The sequence below is a fragment of the Romboutsia sp. MSSM.1001216sp_RTP31141st1_G3_RTP31141_220114 genome, from assembly GCF_039031195.1.
GTDB lineage: Bacteria > Bacillota > Clostridia > Peptostreptococcales > Peptostreptococcaceae > Romboutsia_C > Romboutsia_C hominis.
Map to the genome: position 1 here is coordinate 14,590 of NZ_JBCIUO010000003.1, position 17,663 is coordinate 32,252.

The window sequence follows — 17,663 nt, forward strand, 5'->3', positions numbered from 1 at the left end:
ATATCACCTACCAATTTTTAGTTTCTTCTATAGTTCTTTTAATATCATTGTATAAGTTTGCTAACTTTTCATCTTCACAGCTTACAGGTAAAAATGGAAGTCTAGGTACTCCGATATCCAGTCCATCTAGCTTAATTAGGGCTTTTATACAACCATATAATGAACCAAAACTACACATTCTATACACATATTGAACCATTGTTGCTTGAAGTTTTTTAGCTTTTTCAAATTCATTTTTTCTTATTAAATCTTCAAGCTTTAAATATAATTCTGGCATACCTGCATAAGTACCACCAATTCCAGCATCTGCACCCATCATTCTTCCTGCTAGATATTGTTCATCAGGACCATTAAATACTAAGAAATCTTCTCCTCCAATAGCTTTGAATCTTGCTATATCATGAGCTGGCTCTGAAGAACATTTAACACCCATTACTCTTTCATTTTCACACATTTTTTTAAGTAATCCATCTGATAAGTTAAATCCTGTTAGTTGTGGTATGTTGTATATAAAAAATGGTAAGTTGCTTGCTTTAGTTATCTCATTCCAATGGGTATATACACTTTCCTCACCTAATCTATAATATACACATGGAACTGCTGATGTTGCATGAGCTCCACATTTTTCAGCATGAGCTGCAAGTTCACATGAATGTTTTGTACTAGCACACCCTACATGAACAATTATAGTCATTTTATCTTTTACTTCTTCACAAACTGCTTCAACTACTGCCTTTCTTTCTTCATTGTCAAGTAAGAAACCTTCTCCAGTACTTCCACATACATATAGATTTTTTATTCCTTTGTTATATAAATAATTAACTAATTCTCTAGTTTTTTCTAAATCAACATCTCCATTTTCTTTAAATGGTGTATTAAGTGCTACTGTAATATTTTTAAATCTCTCCATATTGTAATTCATCTTTATTCTCCCCTTTTAATAAGTAGTAAAGTGCACCAATTATACCTGCATCATTTTTTAATTTAGCAGGTTCTACTTTTAAATCTTTTGCAAAATTTTTCATAGCTCTTTCTTTAACTAATTTTCTTAGCTTATCTATAAATAGTTCTTTTTGCTCACTTACTGCCCCGCCAATTAAAACTATATCAGGATTAAAAATATGCACCAAAGATACAACTCCACAAGCTACATCTTCTATCCATCTATCTACTATTTCTTTCATTTTTTCATTATGATTTATTTGTTCAAATATTTCTTTTCCATTTATATCATTAATATCTAATTCTTCTTTTACTCTCTTTATTAAAGCACTCATAGATGCATACTGTTCATAGCAACCAGTGTTTCCACAAGTGCATTTTTTTCCTTTATTATTTATAGAGAAGTGACCTAGTTCTCCACCTATTCCTAACCTTCCATTTAAAATTTCACCATTTACTACTATTCCACCTCCAACACCAGTTCCAATAGTAATCATAACTATATTTTTAGAATTTTTACCATTTCCTAAGAATAATTCTCCTAGTGCTGCTGCATTTGCATCATTTATTACAGTGGCTTTTACTTTATACTTTTCTTCTATTTTTTCTTTAAATTTTGAACCTTCGTAGTTTTTTATATTTCCACCTGTTCCTATTACTTCACCTTTATTTACATCTATTTGACCTGTAGCAGATACTGCTACTCCTTTAAATCTTTCTATCTTATTATCAGCTAAAAATTTATCAGTTTCTTTTAAAACTGTATCTATTATTGGTGTTTTATAATTATCAAAATTAACTGGATACTTATCACTAATTAAGATTTTCCCATTTTCATTTACAATTGCTATTTTTAAAGCTGTTCCTCCTATATCAAGTGCTAAATAGTTCATTTTAAATTTCTCCTTTAGCTGCATTTATAAATCTTTGTGCAATTTCTAAAGGTCTAGTTATAGCCCCACCTACGACAACAGCATAAGCACCAGCGTCTAACATTTCTTTTGCTTGATATGGATAGTGTATCTTTCCTTCTGCTATTACTGGTATGTCTATTTCTTTAGTTAATTTTTTTACTAATTCTAAGTTGTTTATATTTTCTTTTATACTTTGAGGAGTATATCCATTCATAGTAGTTCCAACCATATCTACTCCACATTTATATGCATTAATTCCTTCTTCATATGTTGATATATCAGCCATTAGTATTACATCAGGATACTTTTCTTTTATACTTTTTATAAAATCATTTATAGATTCATCATTTAATCTCTTACTAAATGTACAATCTAATGCAATTACATCACTTTTAGCATCTACTAATTCATCTACTTCTTTCATAGTAGGTGTTATGTATACTTCACTACCTTCATATTCTATTTTTATAAGCCCTATTACAGGAAGTCCTGTTTCTTTTTTTATTGCTATGACATCTCTTACACTATTTGTTCTTATAGCTGGACTTCCAGCCATTTTTGCTGCTCTTGCCATTAAATACATTATAGATTTTTCTTCTACATATAGTGGTTCATTAGGAAGTGCTTGGCAAGATATAACTACACTTCCTTTTATACTTTTAAATATTTCTTCTTTATTCATTTAGCACACCTTCTTCCATTTCCATTGATGCTACATGACAAGCTACAAAATGTTCTTTTCCATCAATAATATAAGATTTCATTTCTGGCTCTTCTAATTTACAAACATCCATACAATGTTTACATCTTGGATGGAAGAAACATCCGCTTGGTGGATTCATAGGACTTGGAACATCCCCTTCAAGGACTATCCTATCTTTTTTATGATTGATATCTGCTACTGGTATTGCTGACAATAATGCCTTTGTGTATGGATGTAGTGTATTTTTATATAAAGATTTTGCATCTGCAAGTTCTACTATTTTTCCTAAATACATTACTGCTATTCTATCACTTATGTATTCTACAACACTTAAGTCATGTGTTATAAATATGTATGTTAAATTGTGTTTTTCTTTAAGGTCTTTAAGTAAATTTAATACTTGTGCTTGAATTGATACATCTAGTGCTGATACAGCTTCATCACATATTACTAATTCAGGATTTATTGATAAAGCTCTTGCTATACCTATTCTTTGACGTTGCCCCCCAGAGAATTCATGTGGATATCTATCCATATATTCTCTTCTCATATTTACGGCTTCAAGTAAATCACCTATTATTTTTCTTCTTTCTTCTTTTGATTTAATCCCAAATTTTTTAAGTGGGTCTGATAAAGATTGATATATTGTAAATGAAGGATTTAATGAAGAATGTGGATCTTGAAATACTATTTGTATTTTCTTACGAGCTAAATCCATTTCATTTTTATTAAGCTTAATTAAATCTCTTGGTCCATCTTCAAAATTATATATTATTTCTCCATCTGTGGCTTTGTATAACTGAAGAATTGTTTTTCCTAAAGTAGTTTTCCCGCATCCAGATTCTCCAACTAATCCTAATGTTTCTCCTTTATATATTTCTAAATTTATATCATTTACTGCTTTTACATAAGTTTTTGCTTTAGAAAATGTTCCATTCTTTACAGGGAAATAATTTTTAACACCTTTTAATGTAAGTAATACTTCTTTAGACATTTAAAGCCACCTCCTTGCATTTTATACATCTAACCATATGAGTACTTCCATTTACAAATTCCTCTTCTGGCATTTTTTCATCACATTCTTTAGAATAATAATCACATCTAGGAGCAAACTGACATCCTGGTGGTCTATCAAATGGATCTGGTGTAGCTCCCTTTATAGGATTAATATCTTGGTCAGCACCTTTTCCTAGTACTGGAATAGATTTAAGTAATGCTTTAGTGTATGGATGACTTGGATTTTCTAAAACTTCCTTTGCGCTACCACTTTCAATTATATTTCCCATATACATAACAGCCACATCATCTGCTAATTCACATACAACTCCCATATCATGGGTAATTAGCATTATAGCTGTATTATATTCTCTTTTTAATTTCTCCATTAATTCAAATATTTGTGCTTGTATTGTAACATCAAGAGCTGTTGTTGGTTCATCTGCTATTAGTACTTTTGGATTACAACTCATAGCCATAGCTATCATTGCCCTTTGTCTCATACCACCTGAAAATTCATGTGGATATTGGTCTATTCTTTTTTCTGCAAGAGGTATTCCCATATCTTTAAGTAGCTTTAAAGCTCTTTCTTTTGCCTCTTTTTTAGATATATTTTCATGACTTCTAATCATCTCAACTATTTGCCACCCAATTGTATAAACAGGATTTAGTGCTGTCATTGGATCCTGAAAAATCATTGCTATATCTTTTCCTCTAAGTCTTCTCATTTCTTTTGAATTTTTTTCTAACTTATGTATTTCAATATCTTTTCCATCTTCACTATGATAAATTATTTCTCCCTCTTCTATTCTTGAAAACTTAGGAAGAAGTTGCATTATTGATGATGCTGTAACACTTTTACCACATCCACTTTCTCCAACTATACAAAGTGTTTTACCTCTTTTTATTTCCATTGATACACCATTTAAGGCTTTATTGCATCTATTATTTGCATAAAAATATGTTTTAAGATTTTTGACTGTGATAATATTTTCCATGATCTTTCCCCCTATTCAACACTTGTTGGATCTGTAGAATCTCTTAAGCCATCTCCTACAAAGTTTATACTCATAACAAATAGTGATATAACTATTCCGACAGGTAACCACATCCACCAATTATTTTGAAGTGTAAATAAATCTTGTGATGCATTTAATATGTTACCCCATGTTGGTATTTCAAGAGGTACACCAAGTCCTAAGAAACTAAGTGCTGCTTCTTCTAGTATAAACATTGCAGTACTTAAAGTTATATTTACTGATATTGGCCCTATGATATTTGGTAGCATATGCTTATAGCATATAACAAAATCATTAAGTCCAAATACTTTTAATGATTGTACATACTCTTCTTCTCTGATAGATAATATTTGTGATCTTGCCATTCTAAATACGCTTCCCCAACCACAAATAATAAATATTATTATTATATTAAAAGCACTTTGGCCTATTATTGAAACTAACATTAACACTAATATTAATTGTGGGAATGACATAAATATTTCAGATATTCTAACTAATATTTTGTCTATTAGTCCACCCTTATATCCACTATAGCATCCTAGCAATACTCCTATTACTGCACAACCTAATGCACTACCAAATCCTATTAATATAGATAATCTTCCACCATATAATATTCTTGAAAATATATCTCTACCTATTTTATCTGTTCCTAGTATATGTTCACTAGATGGTGGCTTAAGTATATTTGACATATCAACAGCTAACGGGTCATGTGGTGTTAATAATGGTGCAAATATACAAGCAAGTAATATAAGTAAAAATACTGCAATCCCTATCGTTGTAAGTTTATTTGAAATTAACTTACTTACTACTCTACTTTTTTGTTTTTTAAAAGTTTTATTTTCTTCTCTTTCTTTAATTTTATCAAATTTATTATTTAATCTTTTTTTAGGTGATAAAGTAATCATAATATCCTCCCTATTTCTCAAGTTTTACTCTAGGGTCTAAAACAGCAGTAAGTATATCAACTAATGTACTTGCTATTAAAACCATAGTTACAAACATAAGTGCTACAACCATGACTAAGTTATAATTTGCTGCTCTTATTGCAGTGTTAAATACATTTCCAACTCCTGGCCACTGAAATATTGACTCTATAACTACAGAACCTGCTATTAGTGTAGGCAATCTAAAACCTATTAAAACTATAACTGGTGTTAGTGAAACTCTAAATCCATGAATTAAGTTAACTCTCCATTCTGGAATTCCTTTACTTCTAGCTGTTTTTATATATTCTTTATTCATAGTATTTAACATACTAGTTCTTGCATAACGCATAACTCCTGCAGTAAGCGATAAACCTAGTACTGTAGCAGGCAATATTAAATACTCTATTCTATCTATAAAGCTTTCAAGGCCTGGTGCTGTTCTACCTCCTACTGGGAGCCATTCTAGATTTAATGCAAATATTAATATAGTTACCATACCAAAGAAAAATTGTGGTATAGATACTCCTATCATACCTGCAACTGTCATAACATTATCTCCTATAGAACCACGCTTTATAGCGCCTATTACTCCTAATATACTACCTAAAACTGTAGAAATTAAAAGTGCTGCAACTGATAATTCTAAAGTTGCTGGTAATGTATCTTTTATAATATCTATAACTGCTACACCACTACTTGAGCTATATCCAAAATTACCTTGTAGTAATTGTATTAACCATTTAAAATATCTAATTACAAAACCATCATTTAAACCATAAGCTTCTCTAAGTGCATTTAATTGTTCTGGCGATAATCTTGCTAAAGATTCTGGATCCATTAAATGAGATACGGGATCTCCTGGAGTTAAATCTAGTAAAAAATAAATAATAAATGTTATTATTAATAACATTGGAATCATTCCAAGCACTTTTTTTAATATGTATTTTAGCATTTACTACCTCCTTATAATAAAAGGGATGTATAATTAAAATTATACACCCCCTCTGTTTATTACTCAGCTAATGTCCATTTGTGAATATCCCACTTATAATTAAATTGTGGGTTACCAAATGTTTCAGGCATACCTTTTATCTTATCGCTTGTCATAACAAATATTGGTTGGTAATATAAAGGCATTACGAATAATTCTTCATTTTCATATTTTTGTAATTCAAAGAATGCTTTTCTCTTTTCTTCTGGATCTATTGTTTTTGTATTTTCTATTAATTTATCTAATTCAGGTGTTCCTGGTGTATGTGAGTTTAGTTCAGCACCTGTTTGATATCTATCATAGTACTCATGCATTGAAAGTGCAGCAGTTGCAGCATAACATAAATCAAAATCAACTGCTGAAGGTCCATTTACAGGATCTTCTGGTAATGCCCATAATAATGAAGCTAAATCACCTTCAACTAATCTAAATTCCATTTTTATTCCAACTTGAGATAAGTAGTTTTGTATTATTGCCATTAAATCAACTGTTTGTTGATCTGTATAATAATAAACTACATCTAAAACTGTGTTTGGATCCCAGTTAGCTTCTTTTAATAATTCTTTAGCTTTTTCTGGATTATACTCATAATTATTTAATCCATCAACTTTATCAGGTCCATTTGGAGTTAAACTATTTGCAGGTAGTGCTGCACCCTCAAATATACCATCAAGTATTTTATCCATATCTAAAGCATACATTATAGCTTGACGAACTCTCTTATCTGCTAATGGTGCAGCTGATCCATCTTTTTTCTTAAACTTATTTGCAAAGAATAATCTTGTATATCTAACATCTACAGTATCCATATTGATACCTTTAGTACCTTCAAGTGCTTTAACATCTGCTATATTTTTAGTGTATGAGTAGTCAAGAAGTCCAGCTTTAGCATTTGTTACTAAGTTTGGATCACTGTCTCCAGGACTTGGATTTAAGTGCATATTAAATGCTGGTTTACCATCCCAATACTTATCAAATCCAGCTAAAGTTGTGTAATTACCCATTTTTACTTCATCTACTTTAAATGGCCCAGAACCTATTGGATTTCTAAAGAATTCTGATTGTTGGAACTTAACAGGATCAACATTTTCAAGATGCTTTTTAGGAAGTGGTGCAAATTGTGTAAATGTAAGTAGAGCATCTGGTGCTAATTTTTCAAATTTTATTTCTATATTATTTCCATCTATTACAATACCAGATATTTCATCTGCCTTTCCATCTATGTAATCAGTTGCTCCTTCTATAGATTTAAAAGTATTTCCAAATACATTGTTTAAAACTGTCGTCTTTAAACTGTATTCTATACTCCATTTTATATCTTCTGCTGTTATAGGCTCTCCATCATGCCAGAATATATTATCTCTTAATACAAACTTAAGGTTTTTTCCATCTTCTGACATTTCATAAGATTTAGCTAATTGACCTTCCCCTGGTATTGGGTCTAATTTTTCATCTGCAAATATTAACCTATCATATAAAACTTTGTTGTAAACGAAAGTACCTGGATTTAACCACGGCGCTTCGAAAAATTCTTCAGGTCCTCCATTTGCATAAAGAGTGTTTGCTGCTGCTTCTTGCTTTGTTGAATTTTCCCCCTGTGATTTTTCTTCTTTTCCGCCTGTACTAGCACATCCAACTAGGTTTAGCGTTAGCATTGAAGTTACAAGCAAGCTTAATAGCTTTTTTTTCTTCATAATATCATCCCCTCTTTTTTAATTATAAGAAAATATAAATTTCCTATCTTATGAATAACTTAAAATGTTTCGCTTAGATTCATCTAAATTAAAGCGAATTTTTTATTTTATCAAGGTATTTTCTACCTAGTAAAACCAAATTAGATTAAAATATTTTCTTCATCATACTTAAATAATGCATTTAAAGTATTTACCTTTTTTTGATAATAACTCTCTATTTTTATAAAATAGGTATATAGTATATCTATCATTACTAAAATAGGAAATTGAGGTGATATGCAATCTCCAGCTTCTAGTGCATTTATAGTTGGAATTAATATAACTTCATCGCAAAAACTCGATAAATGGAAAGAATTATTTGAAGTGATCATAATAATTTTAGCTCCATTAGCCTTTGCTATCCCTATTCCTTGAAGAATTTCTTTTGTTGTACCACTTAACGATATAGCTATAATAACGCTTTCCTCATTAGCAAGTGAAGATAACATTTTTATTCTATGTGAATCATATACAGCTTCAATATTTAACCCTAACCTCATAAACCTTAGATGAACTTCTTCAGCTGCAATCCCAGAACTTCCCATTCCGAAAACGCAAACCCTCTTAGATGTTGTTAATAGGTGAGCAACTTCTTTCATTTGATTTTGATTTATCATCATATGACAACTATCTAATAAATCTTGATATGTATTAATAACTAAATTAGAAATTTCTTCTCTATTGTATTTACTAATATTTTTCTCATATTCAAATATGAATTCTCTAAAACCTTTATATCCACATTTTTTCGCAAACCTAGATAAAGAAGCTTCTGACACAAATAGCTTTTCTGATACTGCTTTAGATGAAAGCTTTTGTATTTCTCTATTATTTATAAAAAAATTGGCTATAGTTCTTTCTACATTAGTAAATTTATCATATCTTGACTTTAGATTTTTCAAAACAGTATTATCAGAATATTCCATACCATCCGTCTCCTTTTCATTAGGTAGTCAAGCTATTATATTCTTAAATCATTTTATTTATTTAATTCTATACTATAAGTGTATATAGATATTAATTCAATCGCAACATTTTTGAAAGATTTTGAAAGAAATTTTAAATATTTTTCAGATTTTCTATAAAATAAAGATTTATTAGATGTATTTTTTCTAAATTTTAGAAATTACTTTCATTCATTTGGCTTGTCCATAGAGATTTTTGTGTTATTTAGTAAAGAAAAAGTGCATTTAGTAAAATTAGTAAATTTTGCTAAACGCACTTTTTTGTTTAAAAATTTAAATTTATATCTTTTTTTAATTTTCCTTTTTCTCATAATTTAATATAGCTTTATAACGGTCAATATACTTTTCTTTTTCACCTTTTGAAACTTTAAAATAATCATTTTCTCCAGGTATTATAGTTAAACAATTATCCTTAAAATCGGCATTATCAAATTTTAATGTAGTTGGAACATCACTTCCTATAGCATTTGAATAGCAAATCACTTTTTCTTTATCCATAATTATAAACTGATACATATCATCACTTTCAGCAATATTTAAAAACTTATATCCTGCCTTTTTGTATATTTCATCTCTAGGAGTACCTGGTTTAAATATATACATTTTATCCCATTTAAAAGGTATCTCATCCTTAAGACTTATAACTTTACCTTCTTTACCTTTATCTAGTAGAAAACTAGTTTCACCATAAAACATTCCATGATTGTTACATAGCATATCTAAGTTCTTTTTAACATTTTCAAACTGAACTATATTACTAGACTTATTTATTACATCCCATCCATTTTTATCTTTTTTTAATTTTATATCAATTTTTGAAATACACTCACCGTGTTTTCCTGGTTCTGTTACTATAACAGTTTGTCCATCTTTGTTTTTATAGTCATGTTGTTTTATTTGAACATGGTTATGTCCAGCAACTATCGCATCTATTCCAGATACATTTTGAGCTAAGTCTTGTATTCTATTTCCTGGGTGTTTTGGTTTTTTAGGTCTTTCTCCACTATGTACTACTGCTACTATAACATCTGCATGGTCTTTTTCCTTCATAACTTTTACCCATTTATTAGCATCTTCTACTAAATCATTCATATAAAGTTCTCCATTGTATCCCTTTTGATCTTTTAACTCTAAAGATTTAGCTTTTACTAGCTTTTCTCCATCCCATTCTTTAGATTCTCCTACTTCTTTTAGAGTAAGTCCTAATATTCCAAGTTTTATATTACCTTCTGGTGTTTTAATTTCTTTTATAACGTATGGTTTTGTGTAGCTTTCTCCATTTTTCTTATATGTATTTGCTGATAGTACACTTATTCCTTGCTTTTCAAAGTCTGATATCATATTATCTAGACTAGTCTTGTTATTTGATACAAACTCATGATTTCCAAGAGTTACTGTGTCAAACCCAGCTTCTTTCATTTCTTTCGCTAAAGGAATTTCTATATAATCTGCATTGTTATTTTTATAGTTTTTACTCATTTGGTCATAATATTTTAACATATCTCCAGATGTTCCAAATCCAGAATCTAGAAAATCCCCTGCGTCTACTACTACAGTATCTGGATTTTCCTTCTTTTGTTTTTCTATATAAGAAACCATTTCATTAGGTATTATTCCATGTAAGTCAGTTGTTGCAAGTATATTTAAATCTACTGACTTAGTAGAACTGCATCCTATTATTAATAAAGATGAAATGCTTATTACTGACCATAATATTTTTCTCTTTGAAAATAATTTACTCATCCTCATCCCCCTATATACTTTCTTGTCTTATATTTTCAACTATATTTTCTTTGTTTATTTTTTTCATAGGAATATAAGCCGATACAAAAGTAATGACAAATACACCTACAATAGATATTAAAACTGCCTTTATAGGAAGTACCATACCTATTTCTATAACATCTCCAAGAACTTCATTCATATATACATCTATTAAAAGTCCTATAGGAATTCCGTATAATAAGGCTAATACTCCATATAATAAGCTTTCAAGATATATCATTCTGTTAAATCCACTAGGTGTTACACCTATTGATTTGATTATTGCAAATTCTTTTTTTCTTAAATTTATATTTGTACTCATTGTGTTTATTATATTAGTAGCACTTATTAGAGATATTACTACTGTAAATCCATATACAAATATTTTCATAACATTGATAGCCTCTTCCATCTCTAATACATCTTCTACATCATCTGATACATCATAACCATATTTTTTTGCTATATTTTTTACATCATCTCTAGTTTTTTTTGTTTTATTTGTGTCTATGTATATATCTCCATCACTTATTTTATATCCTAGCTTTTCTCCTACTTCGTTATAAGTTATAAAATCTATACCCATATAAGTAGACCATCTATATCCTGGAAGAAAATCTTCAGTAGTAGCTAGTACTTTTAACTTAATAGGCTCTCTTACTTCCTTATCATTTTTGTCTATATATCTCTTACAAATATTTATTGTATCTCCTACTTTATAATTTGTTAATGAAATCTCACTTTGTTTTCTGCTAGAGCTATTGTCACTTTTATTTCGAAGTATTATTCCATTTTCTTTTATAGCACTTTCTTTGTCAAAACTACCAGTTTTTAATTCTAATTCTTCTATTGCTTTATCTCCTACAAAATTAATTCCATTATTGTTAAATATATATACAATTTCACCATTTTTATTTTCCTTTGAAAAACGTCTTTCTATTAAATCCTTATATTCTTTATTTATGTTATTTTCATTAATGTATGTTTCTGCACCATAAGGATTAATTGCACTAATTTTATTTACTCCATCTATATTATTTAAATCTTTAACTATATCATTTTTCTCTCTTATTCCGCTATACCATACTCTCATATCATAGTTTATTTCTCCTATATTTACCCGATTAGCTTTTTCAAATAAATCAATAAATCCACTAAATGATATAAATATAACTACACTAGTTACTAAAGAGAATAAGGTTATTCTGAATTTCTTTTTATTTCTTCTAAGATTTTTGTATGCAAGAACTCCTTCAGTTTTAAATATTAACTTAACTAGTTTAGAATTTTTTACTTTTCCTATTTTTAAATCATCACTATTTCTTATAGATTCAAGTGGAGAAGTTTTTGCACAATTGATTGCTGGAAGTATTGCCGATACTAATATAGCCAATAAAACTATTAATGCACTTCCTACTATCATATAAGGATTATATATTACTCTTAGATTTATATCTGAAATAAATTGGCTATTAAATACTGTTTGTATTGATTTAAAGATTAAATCCATTCCAAAAGTTCCAACTATTAACCCTATAGGTATTCCTATTAAACTTATTACAATAGCCTCTATAAATACTAGCTTCATAACTTGAGTTTTAGTTGCCCCTATAGAATTTAACACTCCAAATTGTTTTTTTCTTTCATTTACAGATATACTAAAAGAATTATATACTGTTACTACTGTGCATACTATTACTAATAATGTTACTATAAGTAATATTTTATTAAATGTTTTATTTATATTTTCGTAAAGACTTGCCCCTTGTAGTCTTAATAGATACTCATTAAAGTATAGGTTTTCATAGTGAGTTTTATTATCATTATTATAAATCATTGACTCGTCATTATCAGTTGATTTATCAACTTCTAATCCTAGTGTTTTTGCTATATTTGTGGCTATAGTATAGGCTTCTTTAGGATTATTAAATAATATATATGCATCTAATGTATCTTTTTCAAATGGTTTATTTGGCTCTAAATAAGTTATTCCATTTGAAATTTCACTTAGTTCAGCGTATGGTTTTTTCATAATTCCAACAACCTTATATTCTTTTTCTTTTGTATCAACTAATCTTTCATTTTCTTTTAGTATTGGAATTTCTATTCCTTTTCCATTTTCATCTATTCTTTTTCCAACATTTAAAGTTATAGTATCTCCTAATTTTTTGTTTATTAAAGGTATGACCCTTTCACTTAATACTATCTCATTTTCATTAGTAGGTAGTTTTCCTTCTTTTAATTTTACTTGATTCATTTCAAAACCATTTTTGTTATAGGCTTTAAGGTTAATCAAGTTTAATTTGTCTTTATTTAATTTTGAATATCCTAAATCTTCACTAATTGAAGTTTTTGCTATTCCTGCACTTTTAGTTATAGTGTCTAAATCTTCCTTTTTTACATTGTAAAAAGCTGAATGAAAATATCCTTCTTGTTCTATAGTCTGCCTAAACTGATAATCCATATAACTTTCATATATGCTTCCTATTCCACATATTAATGCTGTTGATAGTATTACTCCTATTATTGTTACTATTGTTCTTTTTTTATTTTTTTTTAAATACCTTAAAGTTAGAGTTGTATATAAATTCATTTATATCACCTCGTCTGCTTTAATAATTCCATCTTCTATAGCTATTACTCTGTCTGCTTGTAGTGCTATGTTATTATCATGAGTTATCATTATTAATGTTTGATTGTATTTTTTTACTGATAGTTTTAATAATTCTATTACTTCCTTTGAGTTTTTACTGTCTAAGTTTCCAGTAGGTTCATCTGCAAGTATAATAGATGGTCTATTTATAAGTGCTCTACCTATAGAAGTTCTTTGTTGCTGTCCTCCACTTAGCTCATTTGGAAGGTTGTTTTCTTTTTCTTTTAATCCTAATGTTTTTAATAAATCATTTAAGTATTCTTTATCTATTTTTCTGTTATCAAGTTCTGCTGGTAGTAGTATATTTTCCTTTACACTAAGTACAGGTATTAAGTTATAGAACTGATATATAAGTCCTATGTTTCTTCTTCTAAATATGGCTAAATCTTTTTCATTTAATGAGCATATATCTACTCCATTTATATATACTTTTCCACTACTAGGCTTATCTACTCCTCCCATTAAATGAAGTAGTGTACTTTTACCACTTCCACTTGGTCCTACGATTGCTACAAATTCACCTTTGTTTATAGATAAATTTACATTTTTTACTGCATCTACCTTTGTATCACCCTTACCATAACTTTTGGTTATGTTTTCTACTTTTACCACTTCCATATTAGCCTCCATTTTTTTAGACTTGTCTAATCTTTATCTTTATAGTCTATCTTCCTAGACTTACTTTAAAGTGAATTATATATTACAAATTAGTCACTATAGTTTTTGTGGAATATAATATGGAATTCGCATCCTTTGTTTTTCTCACTTTTAACTGATATATCACCATTTTGACTTTCTATTATAGACTTTGCCATAGCTAGTCCTATTCCTACGCTATCTTCTTTTGAGCTATTTCTTCCTTTGTAAAATCTTTTAAATATATGAGGTAAATCTTTTTTCTCTATTCCCTCTCCACTATCTTTTATAATTATTTCTGAATATATAAAGTTATCTTCATAACTAATTTCTAGCTTTCCATTTTGAGGTGTATGTTCTACACAATTTTTAATTATGTTGACTAAAGCCTCAACAGACCATTCCATATCCCCCTTGTAGAAGATACTATTATTCCCCTTAATACTTACATCTATATTTTTAAGTTCTAATGGTATTAAACTTGGCCCTAGAGCTCTTTTTACTAGTTCATTAATATTTACATTTTCATATTTAAAATCAATTACCTTAGCTTCTAACTTTGATAGTCTTAGCATACTTTTTATTAGCCACTCCATTCTACTTAGCTGGGTTTTTATTTTGTCCAAAAACTCTATTTTAGTTTCTTTTGGTAAATCTTCATACATTAAGTCATTAAGTATTATAAGTGAAGTCATAGGAGTTTTTAATTGGTGTGAAATATCTGATATAGTATCATTTAGAAATATCTTTTCTTTATTTAGTAATTCTACCTTTTCTTTAAGTATATTAGTCATTTTTAAAAGCTCTGTTTTTAAAAGACCAATTTGTCCTTCTTGGTTTTTATTCTTCATTTCATAATCTCTACCCTCTGAGCTATAATATACATAGTCAGTCATATCTTTTATATCATTATATATATGCTTAAAATAGTACATAACTAAAATTAAGGTAAATATAAATACAAGCACTATAAATAAAGTATTTAAACTAAAAATGTCATTTATACTTTCATTTATAATAGGCTCATTTCTAAGGCTTATATTTTCATTATAGTTATATTTATTTAATACTTCTTTACCTAAGGTTATGTTATTCTTTGACTTACCTTGTGTTATTACAGTTATTATTTCCTTTTCCAAATCAGGATGTTTTGAAAGTATAGAACCTACTATAACTTGATTATTTTCTATTATTTTATCTTTTATAATATTTACACTTTTATAGCTTATTCCTAGTGAAAAAATTATAGCTATTATAAATAGTAAAATGTAATTTCTTATGAAGTTTTTTATTTCAGCATTAGATAGAAACATTTTCTTCACTTCCATTCCACTTGTATCCAACTCCCCTTACTGTGTGTATATATCTAGGATTTGTTATATCATCTTCTATTTTTTCTCTAAGCCTTTTTATATACACTGTAAGGGTATTATCATTTATAAAATCATAAGTAACATCCCATAACTTTTCTAAAATTTGAGTTCTACTTAAAACTATATTATTATTTTGAATTAATATTAATAATAACTTATACTCAGCAGAAGTTAAGAAAATCTCTTCTTCTTTTTTATACACTCTAGCTTCTAGTGTGTGTATACTTAAATCTTTGAACTTTACTATCTTTTTACTTTCATTATTATTTTTTCTTCTTCTAAGAACTGCATTTATTCTAGAGATAAGTTCTCTAACTCTAAAGGGTTTTGTTATATAATCATCTCCTCCAATATCTAGTCCCATGACTATATTTACTTCTTCATCGCATGCTGTTAAAAATATTACAGGAGTGTCATTAGTTTCTCTAAGTTCCTTGCAAAAATCGTACCCACTTCCATCAGGTAACATTACATCTAGTAATATAATCTCGTAATCCTTAGTTTTTATTTCTTTTTTTCCACTTTCTAATTCTTTACATATATTTATATTGAAACCTTCTTGTTCTAGAGCATATTTTACTCCAAAAGCTATAGTGCTATCGTCCTCTATCATAAGAATATTTTTCATAATACCTCCAAATTTAACCATTTTTTCCTTTATAATTATTATACAACAATTAAATTATTAGAGTAGTATAAACAAAATGACATATTAGTCACTTATATATAACTTTATTTTCAAAAAAAGAACTTTAGCAAATATTATAAATTACTAAAGTTCTTTTTATGTACTACTTATAATACAATTTATTTAATTTTCTAGTTAGATGCTGAAGCTGTACTAGATGCAGCAATAATAGCCACCATAGTTGCAATTTCAATAGCTATTATTATCTCTAGAAGTATATTGCTACTTATAGAATCTATATTACTCTCTTCATTTAAATACTCAGCATATGCTGACGCAACAATAGAAGCACTTATCATATTCCTATTAGTCTTACCTAAAGCCCAATTTCCAAACCCTTTTACTTCACTTAACTTATCAGATACATCTCTTATTTGCTTAACCAATTGATTTTCATCACAATCAATTAAAGATAATACACCTATTAAGGGGTATCCATATCCATCTATTTTACACTTTTGTTTTTCAAGTAATTCTTTAATTCTTATTACTTTATCTAATTTTTCTTTACTCTTATTTTTATCTAATGCCATTATATGAGATAATGATTGAAGATTGTTTGATTTATAAAACCCCTTTGAATTAAGTTCATTATAGCTTCTTTCTATATATTCTAAGTCATTATCTATGTCTTTTGAATTTATAGCTATGAGGGCTGCCCTACAATAATCATCACTAGATGTTATCCACGGATGATGATTTTTCATGTATTCATATACATATTTAGTCTTTTCAATTGATGTATTTATATCCATTTTTTCTTGATTTTCATGTATTATAATTGCTAAAAATGGTAAGTATGAATCATTTGTAAATTTATTTTCTTTTAATTTATTATATATATTTAGTATAGACTTAAATTCATTTTCTCTATTTGTCTTATTTGATAACAAATTTGCTAGATAAAATAGGCTATTACCTCTAAAGTTTGAAAATATTCCTGTATTTGTTTTAATTATATCTATACTTTCTTCCGCTTTTATTGGGTTTATATTTTTATTTTTTATGGTAGATGATAATACACAACTATACTGCATCATGCCCATTTGCCATGCCCCTTTTATTTCCTTTGTTTTTTCATAATTTTTTATAAATAGGTTTAGCTTATTGTTTATTATATTATCTTGCATTGTTTTTATCTCCCCACAATTATTTTATATATATTGTAAGTTTATCATAAAATATACTACCTTTATAGTAAAGAGAGAAAATCTATTTGAATTCCTATGTTTTAATCTAACTTATCCTGTACCCCCTTACTAGTGGTACGATTCACCGTAACAGTAGTATCAGAGTTTTTTTAAAGGTGAAAACAAAATATAACCTCTGAGTCCACCTCTTTTTTTCTTAT

Annotated in this window: 15 protein-coding genes; all 15 read right to left on the reverse strand. The window is 28.2% G+C overall.

Annotated elements, in window-relative coordinates:
• Positions 1-7 precede the first annotated feature (7 nt).
• The 15 genes from ABCP60_RS06980 to ABCP60_RS07050 all read right to left on the reverse strand — a co-directional run bounded on the left by ABCP60_RS06980 (position 8) and on the right by ABCP60_RS07050 (position 17,442).
• Positions 8-922 (reverse strand): dihydrodipicolinate synthase family protein, encoded by a 915-nt coding sequence (locus ABCP60_RS06980; RefSeq protein ID WP_092925535.1) that lies wholly within the window; start codon positions 920-922, stop codon positions 8-10.
• Positions 897-1,835 (reverse strand): ROK family protein, encoded by a 939-nt coding sequence (locus ABCP60_RS06985; RefSeq protein ID WP_343101525.1) that lies wholly within the window; start codon positions 1,833-1,835, stop codon positions 897-899. Before ABCP60_RS06985 ends, ABCP60_RS06980 begins: the two co-directional genes overlap by 26 nt.
• Before the next feature lies 1 nt (position 1,836).
• On the reverse strand, positions 1,837-2,538 hold the full coding sequence (locus ABCP60_RS06990; protein WP_092925531.1) for an N-acetylmannosamine-6-phosphate 2-epimerase: 702 nt from the start codon (positions 2,536-2,538) through the stop codon (positions 1,837-1,839).
• Positions 2,531-3,553: an ABC transporter ATP-binding protein gene (locus ABCP60_RS06995; RefSeq protein WP_092925529.1), complete on the reverse strand. Its 1,023-nt coding sequence runs from the start codon at positions 3,551-3,553 to the stop codon at positions 2,531-2,533. The genes ABCP60_RS06990 and ABCP60_RS06995 overlap by 8 nt, the downstream gene beginning before the upstream one ends.
• The gene (locus ABCP60_RS07000; RefSeq protein ID WP_092925527.1) at positions 3,546-4,553 is read right to left on the reverse strand and encodes an ABC transporter ATP-binding protein; all 1,008 of its coding nucleotides are present in this window, start codon (positions 4,551-4,553) and stop codon (positions 3,546-3,548) included. The genes ABCP60_RS06995 and ABCP60_RS07000 overlap by 8 nt, the downstream gene beginning before the upstream one ends.
• Positions 4,554-4,564: 11 nt before the next feature.
• Complete coding sequence (locus tag ABCP60_RS07005) at positions 4,565-5,488, reverse strand: ABC transporter permease (RefSeq protein WP_092925525.1); 924 nt, start codon at positions 5,486-5,488, stop codon at positions 4,565-4,567.
• Positions 5,489-5,498: 10 nt separating this feature from the next.
• The gene (locus tag ABCP60_RS07010; RefSeq protein ID WP_092925523.1) at positions 5,499-6,461 is read right to left on the reverse strand and encodes an ABC transporter permease; all 963 of its coding nucleotides are present in this window, start codon (positions 6,459-6,461) and stop codon (positions 5,499-5,501) included.
• 59 nt (positions 6,462-6,520) lie between these two features.
• Positions 6,521-8,194 (reverse strand): ABC transporter substrate-binding protein, encoded by a 1,674-nt coding sequence (locus tag ABCP60_RS07015; RefSeq protein WP_092925521.1) that lies wholly within the window; start codon positions 8,192-8,194, stop codon positions 6,521-6,523.
• Positions 8,195-8,334: 140 nt separating this feature from the next.
• Positions 8,335-9,159, reverse strand: a complete 825-nt coding sequence (locus ABCP60_RS07020) for a MurR/RpiR family transcriptional regulator (RefSeq protein WP_092925519.1) — start codon at positions 9,157-9,159, stop codon at positions 8,335-8,337.
• 330 nt (positions 9,160-9,489) lie between these two features.
• Positions 9,490-10,941, reverse strand: a complete 1,452-nt coding sequence (locus tag ABCP60_RS07025; RefSeq protein ID WP_195928606.1) for a metallophosphoesterase — start codon at positions 10,939-10,941, stop codon at positions 9,490-9,492.
• Positions 10,942-10,951: 10 nt separating this feature from the next.
• On the reverse strand, positions 10,952-13,555 hold the full coding sequence (locus ABCP60_RS07030) for an ABC transporter permease (protein WP_092925517.1): 2,604 nt from the start codon (positions 13,553-13,555) through the stop codon (positions 10,952-10,954).
• Positions 13,556-14,233 (reverse strand): ABC transporter ATP-binding protein, encoded by a 678-nt coding sequence (locus ABCP60_RS07035; protein WP_092925515.1) that lies wholly within the window; start codon positions 14,231-14,233, stop codon positions 13,556-13,558.
• A gap of 89 nt (positions 14,234-14,322) precedes the next feature.
• Complete coding sequence (locus ABCP60_RS07040) at positions 14,323-15,564, reverse strand: HAMP domain-containing sensor histidine kinase (protein WP_343101573.1); 1,242 nt, start codon at positions 15,562-15,564, stop codon at positions 14,323-14,325.
• Positions 15,551-16,252 (reverse strand): response regulator transcription factor, encoded by a 702-nt coding sequence (locus tag ABCP60_RS07045; RefSeq protein WP_092925511.1) that lies wholly within the window; start codon positions 16,250-16,252, stop codon positions 15,551-15,553. The genes ABCP60_RS07040 and ABCP60_RS07045 overlap by 14 nt, the downstream gene beginning before the upstream one ends.
• A gap of 191 nt (positions 16,253-16,443) precedes the next feature.
• Positions 16,444-17,442 carry a DUF4003 family protein gene (locus ABCP60_RS07050; RefSeq protein WP_092925509.1) on the reverse strand — a complete coding sequence of 333 codons (999 nt, stop codon included), beginning with the start codon at positions 17,440-17,442 and terminating at the stop codon, positions 16,444-16,446.
• Positions 17,443-17,663 lie beyond the last annotated feature (221 nt).